Origin of the sequence: Blautia sp. NSJ-175 (assembly GCF_022867815.1) — a bacterium.
In the GTDB taxonomy this organism is placed as follows: domain Bacteria; phylum Bacillota; class Clostridia; order Lachnospirales; family Lachnospiraceae; genus Blautia; species Blautia celeris.
Genome location: NZ_JALIFQ010000001.1, coordinates 593953 through 608548, shown reverse-complemented (window position 1 = coordinate 608548; position 14596 = coordinate 593953). Strand labels below are relative to the sequence as shown.

Here is a 14596-nt window from a genome sequence, read left to right as displayed (position 1 = left end):
TTTTCACTGTCTGCTTTCGTCCAAAAAGGGAGTGGCTTCTGCCTTATGGCTGACTGCCGCTCCCCTTTTTCTACCTAAATATTCTGTTCCTGTTATTCTTCACAGCCGCTTTTTCTCAAATTGGACTCAAACAGCCGATTATATCCCAGCCATTCCTTATTTTCCCCTGCTGCACGGAAGATTTCCGTCAATGTCTCCATCTTGGCATCCGTATTATCCGCAAGGTTCAGTGCCACTGCCTCTGCAAGCGCAGGTTTTTTCGGTGATCCATATTCCAGTTCGCCGTGGTGGGCCAGAATACAGTGTTTCAGCTCGCTCTCCAGCTTCTCCGGAAATCCCGGGATTTCCCGGGCTTTATCATGGATCATCTCCGCTCCGATCATAATATGTCCCAGAAGCTGTCCGTCATCCGTATAATCATTCATGGGAAACGGGCTGAGTTCTTTGGTCTTGCCGATATCATGAAGCATGGCTGCTGTGATCAGCAGGTCTTCATTGAGAATGGGATATGTACTGCAGTAATAGCTGCAGAGCTTCACTACACTCAGAGTATGCTCCAAAAGTCCACCGATAAATCCATGATGCACGGTTTTTGCAGCGGAATTCCCCTTGAATGCCCTGATAAACGCCTCATCTTCCGCAAAAAAGCTGTGCAGAAGACGGGAAAGATAAATATTCTTCACCCGGCTTACGAAATTCAGAAGCTCGCCATACATGGCCTCCACGCTTTTATCACTGACCGGAAGATAATTTCCCGGCTCGTATTCTCCCTCAGATGCCTTGCGGGCCCGCTTGATGCTCACCTGCAGAGATCCCTGGAAGCTGGTCACATCTCCCACAACATCCACATAGTCCAAGGTATCAAAATCATCAATCCCCAGCGAATTAGGGTCCCAGATCTTTGCGTCTATGGTGCCTGTCTTGTCCTGTAAAATCACATTTTCATAGGGTTTTCCGTTTTTTGTGACTGCCGGCTGCTTATGTTTGCACAGATAAATCCCCGCTAACTTTTCGCCTTCGTGCAGTTCATTGATAAATCTCATATTTCAACCACCGGCGCGGTAAAATGCATGCCGCTGCCGGTTCTGTGTGTCTGTTTCACACAGAATCCTTTCTTTTTATAATGCCCCCAAAGTCACTTCAAAAGTAACTTCCACATAGCCTTCGGTTCCCTGGCGCATTGCCTTGACTTCTATGACAGAACCGGCTTTGCAGGATTTTAGCTGCTGCTGATAGCCTTTTACTGTCTCCACCTTTTCTTTGTTGACCTCCACGATCACATCCGCATTGCGGATATCGGCCTGCATGGCCGGTGAATCTATCTCCACACCTTCTACGAAGACACCTTTGGGGATGCCTTTCTTCTCGGAAATCTCTGAGGTGATCGTCTGCCCGGTGACTCCCATATAAACGATATCCTTATTGTTGGACAGATTTTCAATCAGATCCTTTGTCTGGGATATGGACAGACCGGTGATGATATTCTTTGTGTCGGCCTTGGCGAAAGACTGGGCTATCACACCCACAACTTCCCCTTTCAGATTCACAAGAATCCCGCTTCCGTCTCCGCTCCCCACAATATCGGTTGTGAGAATGCCGTACTCCGCGTCCACTTTAGACACCGAATTGGTGGTCGAAGTCACCACTCCATAAGCTATAGAATCACTATACCCCATCGGGCTTCCAATTGCAATAACAGGTTCTCCCTGATTTAATCCGTATGAATTGCCCAGAGGCGCTGTTATGATCTTTTCCTTTGTCTCTGCTGAGATGTCGGACACGGGAACCTTCAGGATGGCAAATCCCGTATTCTTATCCGCTTTCTGGAACCTGGCATCCACCACGCTCCCATCGCAGAATACCACCTGTATCCGGTCCACATTTTCCACGATTCTGTACTCTGTGAGTATAAACATCTCCTGCCCGTTATCCGCAACGATCAGACCTGATATCTGGTTTTCATAAGGTGTCTGAAACCAGTCCTCATCCTTCTTGCTGCCGATCACCGTCACCATGGCCTTCTTTGGCTCTTCCGCCTGCTTCAGAATCTCTGTGTACAGGTTCTTGTAATCATCCAGTGTGATCTCCCTGGATTCCGCCTGAGCTGCCTGGCTGTCCTCAGCGGATTCATCTGCTGCCTGCTGCTCTGACTGCCCATTGTCCTGGGGATTCTGCTCCTCCTGGGTTCCCGGCTCTTCGTCTCCCGGAATGTTTACATAGGGAACCTCTTTGCTCTGTACGTTTTTCTCTATCTTGGGTTCCACATAGGCAAAGGTCAGCGCAGCCGCAAGGCCGAAAAGAACCCCTCCGGCTGCAAGAAAGCCGGCGTGCCTGGCCAGCTTTTTTTTATCAATAGGGCGCTCTTTGATTGTCTCTTTCAGGAACTCGTAATTATCTGCTCCGGTGTCCTGTTCCTGCTTTTCATCCTCGTGCCTTAAATCTTCTTTTTTTTCATCATCCATAACACATCTCCTGCCGCTCTGTAAAAGATGCCATAAACTTTTAATTATTTTACCAGATATATGTGAACAATTTATGAAGAAGGCGAAAATTATTTCCTGCTGCCCTCAAAAAGTCCCTTTTCTTTCCGCCCGATATGCGTTAGAATAAGAGTATCTGTATCATGGCGAAATTATGCCGTGACAGAACCGGACATATTAATCAGATACTTAAAAAGGTGAATTTTATGAATGAAAAAGCATTACGAACTCTGGAATATTATAAAATCATAGAACAGCTGGAGAGCTTTGCCACCTGCTCCATGGGAAAGGCACTCTGCCGGGAACTGACTCCTCTGGATGAGATCGGTAAGATTGAGGTCATGCAGCAGGAAACCGCAGATGCTCTGGCCCGTATCTATCAGAAGGGCAGCCTGTCTTTCGGCGGAGTGAAGGATGTCCGCGGCTCTCTGAAACGCCTGGAAGTGGGAAGTACCTTAGGCGCCGGCGAACTGCTGGCCATCTGCTCTCTTCTGGAAAATACAAACCGTGCCAAAGCCTACTCCAGAAAAGAGAATGAGGACGAGCGCACAGACTCCCTGGACGGCATGTTTGAGGTTTTACAGCCCCTGACTCCTCTGTCTGCAGAAATCCGGCGCTGTATTCTCTCCGAGGAGGAGATTGCTGATGACGCAAGTCCCGGACTGCGCCAGGTGCGCCGCTCCATGAAAAATACCAATGACAAGATTCACAGCCAGTTAAATTCCATTGTAAACGGCGGTTCCCGCTCCTATCTCCAGGATGCGGTGATCACCATGCGCAACGGCCGCTACTGTATTCCTGTAAAGGCAGAGCACAAAGGCCAGGTCCCCGGCATGATCCATGACCAGTCCTCCACCGGCTCCACCATTTTCGTGGAACCCATGGCGGTTGTAAAGCTGAACAACGACCTGAGGGAACTGGAAATAAAAGAACAGCAGGAAATTGAGATCGTGCTGTCAAACTTAAGCGAACTGGCTGCCGGGAATCTGGAACTTATAGATGACAACCTGAAAATTATGGTGGAACTGGATTTCATCTTTGCCCGCGCCCTGCTGGCCAAATCCCAAAATGCCTCAGAACCGGTATTTAACCGGGAGGGAATCATTGATATCAAGAAGGCCCGCCACCCGCTTATCGAAAAGCATCAGGTGGTTCCCATCGATGTGCGCCTGGGCGAATCCTTTGATCTGCTGGTAGTCACAGGTCCAAACACGGGTGGTAAAACCGTCTCCTTAAAGACCGTCGGATTATTGACCCTGATGGGACAGTCAGGCCTCCATATACCTGCCTTTGATAATTCCCGTCTCAGCGTTTTCAAGGAAGTTTACGCGGATATCGGGGATGAACAGAGCATTGAGCAGAGCCTCAGCACCTTCTCCTCCCATATGACCAATGTGGTGCATTTTATTGAAAAAGCGGATAAAGATTCCCTGGTGCTCTTTGATGAGCTGGGTGCCGGCACAGACCCCACAGAGGGCGCGGCTCTGGCAATTGCCATTCTCTCCTCCCTCCATGACCGCGGTGTGCGCGTTATGGCAACCACCCACTACAGTGAATTAAAGGTCTATGCCCTCTCCACCCCCGGCGTGGAGAATGCTTCCTGTGAATTTGATGTGGAGACCCTGCGTCCCACTTACCGCCTGCTCATAGGTGTTCCCGGAAAGAGCAACGCATTTGCCATTTCAGGCAAGCTGGGACTGCCGGAATATATCATTGACCGTGCCAGAGAACAGATCAGCCAGGAGGACGAATCCTTTGAGGATGTACTGACCAGCCTGGAACAGAGCCGCATCACCATTGAGACTGAGCGGGAAGAGATTGCCTCCTACAAAAAGGAGATCAAGGCCCTCAAAGCCCAGTTAGAGGAAAAACAGGATAAACTGGAACAGCGGAAAGAGCGCATCCTGGCGGAGGCCAATGAGGAGGCACACCGTGTTCTTCGGGAAGCCAAGGAATACGCTGACCAGACGATGAAAGTCTTCAATAAAGCCGGAAAGGAAACCCTCTCCGCAAAAGAACTGGAACAGAGACGCTCCGAACTGCGTAAAAAAATGGATTCCGCAGGCAAAAAGGTGGCGCTTAAGACACCTCCCAAAAAAGCATCCACGCTCCGCCCCCAGGATCTGTCCCTGGGCGATTCCGTCAAGGTTCTGAGTATGAATGTAAAGGGAACCGTAAGCTCCAAGCCCGATGCCAAGGGCATGCTCTTTGTACAGATGGGCATCCTGCGCTCCAGGGTACACATTTCCGATCTGCAGCTTCTGGACGAACCGGTCATCACCGGCCCGGCACTTTCGAGAACAGGCGCTGGCAAGATAAAGATGAACAAATCCGCCTCAGTCAGCACAGAGATCAATCTGCTTGGCAAGACCGTGGACGAAGCTGTGGCTGAACTGGATAAATACCTGGATGACGCATACCTGGCACATTTAAACAGTGTCCGCGTTGTCCACGGCAAGGGCACAGGCGCCCTGCGGAAAGGCATCCACAACTACCTCAAACGCCTGAAATATGTAAAGGACTATCATCTGGCTGAATTCGGCGAAGGGGACGCCGGAGTCACCATCGTAGAATTCAAGAAATAAACCATAGGGGGTATATCATGGCTGCGAAACAGAAAATACTGATCGTTGACGACGACAACAACATTGCAGAGCTTATCTCTCTGTACCTCACCAAGGAATGCTTTGACACCATGATTGTCAATGACGGTGAGGAGGCGCTGAAGGCATTTGCCTCCTTCGGCCCTAACCTCATTTTACTGGATTTAATGCTTCCCGGCATGGATGGCTATCAGGTCTGCCGGGAAATCCGCCACAAATCCAATGTTCCTATCATTATGCTCTCCGCAAAAGGGGAGATTTTCGACAAGGTCCTGGGACTGGAACTGGGCGCGGATGACTATATGATCAAACCCTTTGACTCCAAGGAACTGGTTGCAAGGGTGAAGGCTGTCCTCCGCCGCTACCAGCCCACTGTGGCTCCGGGAAACCAGCCCTCAGGCAAATACGTGGAGTATCCTGACCTGGCTATCAACCTGACCAACTATTCTGTTGTATATTACGGAAAACAGGTGGATATGCCGCCAAAAGAACTGGAGCTTCTGTATTTCCTGGCTGCCTCCCCCAATCAGGTCTTTACAAGGGAACAGCTCCTGGACCATATCTGGGGATATGAGTATATCGGGGACACAAGAACCGTGGACGTACATATCAAACGTCTGAGGGAAAAAATAAAGGACCACCCCGCCTGGTCCATCAGCACCGTATGGGGTATCGGCTATAAATTCGAGGTCAAAAACGGATGAAAAAATCGCTTTATATCAAGTTTGTGGCATTCTTCCTGATTCTGGGGTTTATCGGTTTCTTCACAGTTTCCATGATAGGCCCCTCCATGGTGGAGAACCATCTGGAGGATGTCTACAGCGGAGATTTATACCGGGAGGCTTCCTCCATCGCAGAAAACAGAGCCTCCAAATACTATCAGGAACAGGCGACTCTGGACAGCGTTGCCATGAACCTGAAAACCCTGTCCATCTATCAGGATGCGGAGATCTGGCTGATCAGTCCCCAGGGTGAGATTCTCCTGAGTACATCCGATGATTTTTCTGAGGATGAGACCAGGACCATAGAGCATTTTAATCCCGGGCACTCCAGCGGCTCCTACTACCAGATCGGCTGTTTTTACGACCAGTTTGCAGAGGATCATCTGAGTGTCATGGTACCTGTCACCTGGAAAATGTCCATTCAGGGATATGTGGCCATGCATCTTCCCATGTCCATTCTGCAGGAGCAGGAGAACGATGTGATGAATATTATCTATCTTCTGATCCTGATCCTACTTCTGATCATGCTGCTCATGCTGGCTGTATTTTCCTTCATGGTCTACCGCCCGCTGAAGAAGATCATCGCAGGAGCTGATCAGTTTGCCTCCGGTAACCTGAAGCACAATATCCCGGTGTACACAAGGGATGAGATGGGCTATCTGGCTCTGACCCTGAATTACATGTCCGATGAACTTGACAAGACAGGGGAATACCAGCGAAAATTTGTCTCCAATGTATCCCATGACTTCCGCTCCCCCCTGACTTCCATCAAAGGTTACACGGAAGCCATCCTGGACGGCACGATTCCGCCTGAGCTTCAGAATAAATATCTGAACATCGTGGTGTACGAGACAGACCGCCTGTACAAACTGACCCAGAGCCTCCTCACCCTGAACGACATGGACGAAAAGGGCAGAATGCTGGAATATACAAACTTTGATATCAACAATACCATCAAGACTACCGCCGCCGCCTTTGAGGGCATCTGCCGTGAAAAACGCATTTCCATTGAACTGCTGCTCACCGGGCAGACCCTGTATGTATCCGCGGATATGGGTAAAATACAGCAGGTTCTCTACAACCTGATTGACAATGCCAGCAAATTCAGCCCGCCGGATTCCATCATCAAGGTGGAGACCACCATAAAGCATGAGACCGTATTTGTTTCTGTCAAGGACTCAGGCTGCGGCATACCCAAAAGCAGCCTCCCAAAAATCTGGGACCGTTTCTACAAGACAGATCCTTCAAGAGGAAAAGACAGAAAAGGCACCGGTCTTGGTCTCTCCATTGTGAAGGAGATCATCAACTCCCACAACCAGCACATTAATGTCATAAGCACAGAAGGTGTGGGTACAGAATTTATCTTCACCCTCTCCAAAGGGACAGAAAATAAAAATTAAAAAACGGCAGACAGCCGGAACCGGGTTTTTGGCCGGTACCGTCTGTCTGCCGTCTTCTGTTTTCTCACCGTTTTTCACGGAATATTCTATTTACTTCCAGTCATACTTTGTCAGATGCCCTTCTAACTGCATATGATCAAAGTGATTCTGCCGCAGCGCCTCATACAGCACAATGGCAACAGAATTGGCCAGATTCAGGGAACGGATATTACCGATCATGGGGATACGGATCGCTGTCTCCTGGTTGTCCAGAAGAATCTCCTCCGGAATACCGGCACTTTCCTTGCCGAACATAATGTAACAGTCCTCCTCATAACGGACATCCACATACGTCTGAGGGCCTTTTGTTGTAGCCATGTAAATTTTCGCCCCGGGATTGCGCTCCAGAAAGTCCTGATAGTTAATATAAGTGGTCACATCCAGGTCCTTCCAGTAATCCATTCCCGCACGTCTGATTGCCTTCTCATTCAATTTAAATCCCAAAGGCTCGATCAGATGCAGCCTGGTGCCTGTGGCCACACAGGTTCTTCCGATATTCCCTGTATTTGCCGGGATCTCCGGCTCAAAAAGTACAATGTTTAATTTTGCCATATCATTACGCCTCTTTTTTCCAGAACCTTATTTCATTTCAGCCGGCCTGCGGATTTTATCCAAGATATATTTTATAGAGCTCATCGCTCTGGGGTTTGTCCAGGTATCTGGTATCCTCGCCGTTTCGGAGGATCCTGTCATTACTGTCTGTGACTTTTCCCACAACTGCAGCGTGGATTCCCGCCTGTTCCAGCTTTCTGACCAGACCGAATCCGTCATCTGTTGTGATCAGCATAGAACCGCTGGACATGAGTATATAGGGATTCAGACCCAGTACCTCACACACCTCCACAGTTTCCTGCCGGATGGGTATCTTCTTCAGATCAATATCAAGACCTGTGCCTGAGCCGCTGCCCATCTCCCAGAGTGCGCCGAACACGCCGCCCTCCGTAATATCATGCATGGCTGATACACCCCATGCCTTAGCAATTTTTGCCTCCGGTACCACGGAGAGATACCGGTCAAACCTCTTTGCTGTCTCCACAAAAGAAGGTGCAAAGCGCTCCAGCAGCTTCTTCTCTTTCTCTTTTGCCGCAATGGATGTGCCCTCCAGACCGATCCATTTCGTTATGACAACATCCTGTCCCGGTTTGGCGGCGGAGGTTGTAAGAACCTCCTCTTTTTTTATCCTGCCCACACCTGTGATGGAAATGAGCGGCTGCTTCACCACATCCGTGATCTCTGTGTGTCCCCCCATAACCTCAATATTCAGCTCTTCACAGGCTGACTCCAGGCCGCGCATCATCTCTTTTAACTGTGCCTCCTCTGTCTCGGGAGTCAGAAGAATGGTCACCATGATCCCCAGAGGCTCTGCCCCTGAAGCTGCCAGGTCATTGGCTGTGACATGCACGCTGTGGCTGCCCATATCCTTGATGGTACCGGTGATGGGGTCGGAGGAGAATACCAGCACATCCCCTTTGGCCGGCTCCAGGACTGCGCAGTCCTGGCCAACCGCAGGACCAACCAGGACCTCCGGCCTTCTATGTTGTACTTCTTTTAAAACGGAACGGATCAGCACCGGTTCCGGTAATTTTCCTATCTTCATGTTTCCTGTCCTCTCTGTCTGTCAGCTTAAAAAGGACAATGCCATGGGAAGTACCATAGCCAGAACCAGAATTCCCGCCACAATGCCTGCTACCACGCGCTTTACCTTATTATTGTTCATATTCATCATTGTCATATCACCTCATAATCTTTCCATAAGACCCTAAAATGGTATCTATCAGTCGGGAGGCTTCATTTTTAGTCAGGCTCTCCACTTCTGTGCTAAGCTCTATTCTATGATATTTTACTAATTCCTGCAAGTGGCGTTTTTGTGCCGGTGTGGCCGGCCCCTGCTTTTTCACCTTATAATTCAGTATTTTCGGCGCAAAAAGCTCCGAATTCTCCTCACCGTATTCGCTTTTCAGTCTCCGGTAGAGAAGATGTGCCGTCAGCGCGTCATCCAGAGCCCTGTGGGCATTTTCCTGTGGTATTTCATAGTGGAGCCGGAGGCTTTGGAGACTGCGGCTCGGAAGATCTGCAAGCAGCGCCCTGGAAATCTTCAGAGTATCAATTCCCTCTTTTTCAAAAGTAAATCCGTTATTGACTGCGCTGTGTTTTATAAAGCTGTAGTCAAACATGATATTATGGCCCAGAAGCGGCAGCTCCCCGCAGAATGCCACAAGCCCCGGGACCGCGTCCTTTATCTTCGGCATGCCCTTTACCATATCCTGCGTGATTCCGGTCAGCTCTGTGATCTTCCCGGGAATCACCCTTTCCGGATCAATGAGGGTGCTGTAACTGTCCACAACCACTCCGTTTACCACCCTGGCGGCACCTATTTCCAGTATTCTGTCCGATTTTGGGGACAGGCCTGTGGTCTCCAAATCCAGAGCTATATATGCATCCATATCGTCTATTTCCTTTTCTTTTTTTGCCGCTCCCTGTATTCCCTGCAGTAATCTGTCAGAAAGCATTCCTCACACTTTGGATTCCTGGCAAAGCATATCTGCCGTCCGAAGGTGATGATCTGTATATTGTAGAGAATCCAGTGGTCCTTTGGCAGAACCTTCATAAGCTCCATCTCAATCTTCTCCGGGTCTTCCTCTTTTGTGAATCCCAGACGTTTGGAAATACGTTTTACATGAGTATCCACCACTACGCTGGGTTCGTGGAAAATATTTCCCCGGATCACATTGGCCGTCTTGCGCCCCACTCCCGGAAGCTGTACCAGATCCTCCAGCGCACTGGGCACTTCTCCCCCATACTTTCCACAGATCATCTGCGCACATCCTATAATATTCTTTGCCTTGTTGTGATAGAATCCCGTAGGCTTAATATCCTGCTCCAGTTCCTTCAGATCCGCATCGGCAAACGCCTGCATATTGGGGTATTTTACAAATAAATCCCTGGTCACTATATTCACCCTGGCATCTGTGCACTGGGCACTGAGCATGGTGGCGATCAGAAGCTGGCCCGGATTTTCATGGTTCAGATAACATTTATATTCTGTTGTATAGATTTCATCCAGTTTATCAAGTATCTCTTTTGTCCTTTTTGTCATAATCTTCTCCCTGACAGTCAATTCCTGATTCCAGATTCACAGCACATATGGCGGCGTCATACGTCAGCGGGTTCCGTCTCCGGTAGTCAAAAAGTACCGGGAATTCCCCTCTCTTCTTTTCACCGCCCAGTATATCATAGTGAAACACTTCCAAATGTGTCATTTTCATAGTCTGCCTGGCCTGATAACCCTTGTAGTCAGCAAGCAGCACGGGATTTTCTTCCTCTTCTCTGTAAAACGCCTGCAGCCGCTTCTTATATGGTGCCATATCACAGGCCCAGGACGGCCTGGTCTTCAAATTCTCCCTTGCATACAGATCAAACAGCATCAGTTCCCGGAAATACTCCATATCCGCCTGCTGCCTCTCCTCCAGATATTCCAGCAGGATTTCATACCTCCGTATCCGTGTATGAGAGATTCCCTGGTATCCCTTCTCATCGTAAAAATCTGCCAGCGCTTCATACATGGAAAATGCGTCCGGAAACAGTTCTTCCATGGCTTTTACCGTGCGGATAAACTGACCGCTGTTGTAATAGACCTCCACCATCTCTTCCACACCCTTCAGCCTCAGCACATCCCCGTAGGAAATCCAGTTTGTCTTAAGGACCTCATAGGGTTCTGCCTCCTGGTAGACACATCCATAGGCCTCTGCCATCTCATGCATATAAGACCCTTTCAGCACCTTCAGGAATCCAAGCTGAAGCTGCTGGGGTCTGAGGCTGTAGACCTGCCCAAAGGAACGGCGGAAGCTCTCGTAATCTTCATAGGGAAGACCTGCAATCAGGTCCAGATGCTGGTGTACATTTCCGCCCTTCTGCACCTTCCTGACCGTTTCCGCTATCTTGTCAAAGCTGGTTTTTCTCCTGATCTCCCTGATTGTTCTCTCATTGGTAGACTGCACTCCGATTTCCAACTGAATCAGACCCGGCCGCATGGAGGCGATCAGGCTGATCTCCTCCTCCGTCAATAAATCGGCGGCGATCTCAAAATGAAAATTCGTCACGCCGTTGTCATGGTCCCTGATATATGTCCAGATTGCCATTGCATGCTCTTTTTTGCAGTTAAATGTCCGGTCCACGAACTTCACCTGCGGCACCTTTTCATCCAGGAAAAACTGCAGCTCATCAAGTACCAGGTCCAGGCTTCTGAACCGCAGTTTCTTGTCAATGGATGACAGGCAGTAGCTGCAGGAAAAGGGACACCCTCTGCTGCTCTCATAGTAAATGATCTTGTGTGAGAACAGAGCCATATCCCCATAGGGAAATACCAGCCTGTCCATATCCATAATGGGTCTGGAAGGCGTTCGCACGATCTGCCCTTCCTGTCTGCAGACAAGCCCCCGGATGGCAGCAGGCCCGCTGCTTTCCTTCTCTGTTCTCTTTTCGTAGTAAGAGGCCAGTTCCAGAAAGGTCTCCTCCCCTTCCCCGCACATGACACCGCAGGCCCAGGGACAGCGCTCTAAAAATGCCTCCGCGTCGTAGGAGACCTCAGGCCCGCCCACCCAGATATCTGTCTCCGGAAGTATTTTCCTGATGTCTCCCATAATGTCTTCCACAAAGGAGATATTCCAGATATAGCAGGAGACACACAGCACCTCCGGCTTCTGCCTGTACACGCCACGCAGGATCTCATCCTTCTGCTGATTGATGGTATACTCCGCAATCTCCGCCCGGATACCATGCCGGGCAGCATAGGACTGCAGGCTGTACACAGCCAGATTGGAATGTATATATTTGGCATTGACTGCCATCAATAAAATCTTCATTTCTCATCTCCGTTCTTCTTCTGCCCGCCGCAGCCCCTGCCGCACTCCCTGCAGTTTCCGCCGCAGCCGCAGAATTTCCCGTTTTTTATATCTTTGACTTTTTTCCGGATCACAAACCCGGCATAGACTGCCACCGCAGCGGCGAGTATTATTGTCACTGCCATATTTCCTCCTGTTCCAAAAGAGGTGCCGCACACTTAAGCCTCCTGCGAAGCCCGGTACCGCACCCCTACTATATATTATTTTTACAAAGTTGTCATTAGGAAACTTCAGGACAGCAGCCTTCCTGCCTGGAAAACCACCACAGAGGCGGCATAGGCCAGAAGAAGCTGGAAGAATACCATCTTCAGCGTCCATCCCCAGGAACGCGTCTCTCTCTTAATGGTCGCCAGTGTTGCCACACACGGTGTATACAGCAGGCAGAATACCATCAGAGAATAGGCGTTCAGGGCTCCGAATCCCACAGACCCCAGGGATGCACTGAGCACAGCCATGCCCTGTACAGAGTTTACATTGTTGACTCCATAGAGCACGGAGAAGCTGGATATTACCACTTCCTTGGCCGACAGACCGGAGATCAGGGCCACCACGATCTGCCATGTTCCCAGTCCTGCAGGCACTAAAAGGGGCGCCAGCACTTTGCCGATCTGGGCGCCGAAGCTCTGCGTCACATCCGCGGTCATGCCATGGATACCATAGTTTAAAATAAACCAGATGACAATGGAGGCCACAAAGATCGTAGTACCTGCTTTCGTCAGGTAATCCTTTACCTTTTCCCACACATAAATCCTGATGGTCCTGGCATTTGGCACCTTATAATCAGGCAGCTCAATGAGCAGGGTTGCCTTCTCACTGCTTTTCCACAACTTTCCTATGACAAGTGCTATGGCTATAGCCATGAGAAGTCCCAGCGCGTAGAGGGAAAATGCCGCCATCATGGCGTGCTTTCCAAAAAACATATCTGCAAACAGAACGTAAATGGGAAGCCTGGCGGAACACGACATAAACGGCGTCAGAAGAATGGTCTTCTTCCTGTCCTCCTGGTTTTCCAATGTGCGTGACGCCATGACAGCGGGAACCGTACATCCAAATCCCAGCACCATGGGAAGAAACGCCTTGCCGGACAATCCCACCTTACCCATGATCCCGTCCATAACATAGGCCACGCGGGCCATATAACCACTGTCCTCCAGAAAAGCAAGAGCCAGAAACAATATGAAAATGTTCGGCAGGAAAGTCAGGATTCCGCCCACACCCGTCATGATACCATCCACGATCAGGGAGACCAGCCAGTCTGCGGTTCCCAGATTCACCAATGTACTCCTCGCCACCGTAAACGCCAGGTCCATCCAGGATTCAAACAGCCCCTTGACTATGTCCCCTACGGTAAACGTGAGGAAAAACACCATGGCCATGATTCCCAGGAAGACGGGAACACCCCATAGGGGATGGGTCAGGACCCTGTCTGCCTTCTCTGTCAGGGACTCCCTGTTGCCTTTATAGAAGACACACTCCTCTAAAACAGTCTCAATATACTCATACTTCTGATTGATGATCTGCTTTTCATAATCCCTGTCAAGCAGATCGGACACATCAATGGGATGGTCCTTAAATATCTGCTCATCATTTTCCAATATCTTAATACTGTGCCAGCGGATGTTCTCGCTGTCCGGATGTTCCACTGCGATACGCCTGGAAACCTCCTGGATCTTCATTTCAATATTCGGTTTATAGGTGACAACCGGGTCAGCCACCTGCTCCTCATAATGATGCTTTACTGCATGGAGAAGTACATCCAGGCCGCTTCTCTTCCTGGCGGATACCGGAACCACAGGAATATTGCCCAGCATCTCGGGAAGCCTGTGGAGATCCAGCTCCATCCCCCGCTCCTCCACAATATCCATCATGTTAAGAGCCAGGATCACCGGTTTGCCAAGCTCCAGAAGCTGCAGCGTGAGGTACAGGTTCCTCTCCAGGGCTGAGGCATCCACAACATTTACGATCACATCCACCTCTCCGCCCAGAATGACCTTTCTGGATACCATCTCCTCCATGGAATAAGAGGTAAGGCTGTAGATTCCGGGCAGGTCGATGAGCCTCATCTTCTGCCCCTTATAGGATGTCTCCCCTTCCTTTTTCTCCACCGTAACACCCGGCCAGTTGGCTACCTTCAGGTTGGCGCCTGTATATGCATTGAACAAAGTGGTCTTGCCGCAGTTAGGATTTCCTGCAAAGCCTACACGAATCTCCTCTTTCATCCTTTCAGCTCCTCCACTTCTATCCCTTCCGCGATCTCATTGCCAAGCGCCCATCTGCTCCCTCTCACCTTGATAATAGTGGAACCGTTACGCTTTCGGTTCAGAACCACTACCTTTGTGCCCTCCAGGATTCCCAGCGCCTCCAGGCGCCGCTGGATTTTTTCCTGTTCCTGAACGCTGGTTATGCGGTAATTCTGCAATATATCCGCCTGATTCAGCTTCATCTGTCGTA

The 14596-nt window shown here is 49.8% G+C and carries 13 protein-coding genes; 3 read left to right on the top strand and 10 right to left on the bottom strand.

Annotated elements, in window-relative coordinates; genetic code table 11:
• Positions 1-92: 92 nt before the first annotated feature.
• Both MUB35_RS02760 and MUB35_RS02755 read right to left on the bottom strand, forming a co-directional pair.
• Positions 93-1043 (bottom strand): 3'-5' exoribonuclease YhaM family protein, encoded by a 951-nt coding sequence (locus MUB35_RS02760; protein WP_103732993.1) that lies wholly within the window; start codon positions 1041-1043, stop codon positions 93-95.
• Positions 1044-1118: 75 nt separating this feature from the next.
• A complete protein-coding gene (locus tag MUB35_RS02755) occupies positions 1119-2462 on the bottom strand; it encodes a S1C family serine protease (protein WP_033143112.1) in 1344 nt (447 codons plus the stop codon).
• A gap of 224 nt (positions 2463-2686) precedes the next feature.
• Here MUB35_RS02755 and MUB35_RS02750 point away from each other — a divergent pair, with 224 nt between their 5' ends.
• Genes MUB35_RS02750 through MUB35_RS02740 form a run of 3 tightly spaced genes read left to right on the top strand, consistent with a single transcriptional unit; the run spans position 2687 to position 7205 of the window.
• On the top strand, positions 2687-5065 hold the full coding sequence (locus MUB35_RS02750; RefSeq protein ID WP_227211834.1) for an endonuclease MutS2: 2379 nt from the start codon (positions 2687-2689) through the stop codon (positions 5063-5065).
• Between the two features lie 17 nt (positions 5066-5082).
• The gene (locus MUB35_RS02745) at positions 5083-5787 is read left to right on the top strand and encodes a response regulator transcription factor (RefSeq protein WP_018592951.1); all 705 of its coding nucleotides are present in this window, start codon (positions 5083-5085) and stop codon (positions 5785-5787) included.
• Positions 5784-7205: a sensor histidine kinase gene (locus tag MUB35_RS02740; RefSeq protein WP_103732984.1), complete on the top strand. Its 1422-nt coding sequence runs from the start codon at positions 5784-5786 to the stop codon at positions 7203-7205. The genes MUB35_RS02745 and MUB35_RS02740 overlap by 4 nt, the downstream gene beginning before the upstream one ends.
• A 90-nt stretch (positions 7206-7295) precedes the next feature.
• On the opposite strand, the gene MUB35_RS02735 is transcribed toward MUB35_RS02740, so the two are convergent.
• From MUB35_RS02735 to MUB35_RS02700, 8 genes are all read right to left on the bottom strand, one after another.
• Positions 7296-7796, bottom strand: coding sequence for a tRNA (cytidine(34)-2'-O)-methyltransferase (locus MUB35_RS02735; protein ID WP_033143110.1), 501 nt, complete (start codon positions 7794-7796; stop codon positions 7296-7298).
• A gap of 55 nt (positions 7797-7851) precedes the next feature.
• Positions 7852-8841, bottom strand: a complete 990-nt coding sequence (locus MUB35_RS02730; RefSeq protein WP_033143109.1) for an AIR synthase family protein — start codon at positions 8839-8841, stop codon at positions 7852-7854.
• A 136-nt stretch (positions 8842-8977) separates the two neighbouring features.
• Positions 8978-9688, bottom strand: a complete 711-nt coding sequence (locus MUB35_RS02725; protein ID WP_244805732.1) for a 3'-5' exonuclease — start codon at positions 9686-9688, stop codon at positions 8978-8980.
• Between the two features lie 5 nt (positions 9689-9693).
• The gene (gene nth, locus MUB35_RS02720) at positions 9694-10341 is read right to left on the bottom strand and encodes an endonuclease III (RefSeq protein ID WP_244805731.1); all 648 of its coding nucleotides are present in this window, start codon (positions 10339-10341) and stop codon (positions 9694-9696) included.
• Positions 10313-12106 carry a B12-binding domain-containing radical SAM protein gene (locus tag MUB35_RS02715; protein WP_244805730.1) on the bottom strand — a complete coding sequence of 598 codons (1794 nt, stop codon included), beginning with the start codon at positions 12104-12106 and terminating at the stop codon, positions 10313-10315. The genes nth and MUB35_RS02715 overlap by 29 nt, the downstream gene beginning before the upstream one ends.
• The gene (locus tag MUB35_RS02710) at positions 12103-12270 is read right to left on the bottom strand and encodes a FeoB-associated Cys-rich membrane protein (protein ID WP_103731636.1); all 168 of its coding nucleotides are present in this window, start codon (positions 12268-12270) and stop codon (positions 12103-12105) included. Before MUB35_RS02710 ends, MUB35_RS02715 begins: the two co-directional genes overlap by 4 nt.
• A gap of 105 nt (positions 12271-12375) precedes the next feature.
• Complete coding sequence (gene feoB / locus MUB35_RS02705) at positions 12376-14364, bottom strand: ferrous iron transport protein B (protein WP_103731632.1); 1989 nt, start codon at positions 14362-14364, stop codon at positions 12376-12378.
• A complete protein-coding gene (locus MUB35_RS02700; protein ID WP_033143104.1) occupies positions 14361-14588 on the bottom strand; it encodes a FeoA family protein in 228 nt (75 codons plus the stop codon). The genes feoB and MUB35_RS02700 overlap by 4 nt, the downstream gene beginning before the upstream one ends.
• Positions 14589-14596: the final 8 nt, after the last annotated feature.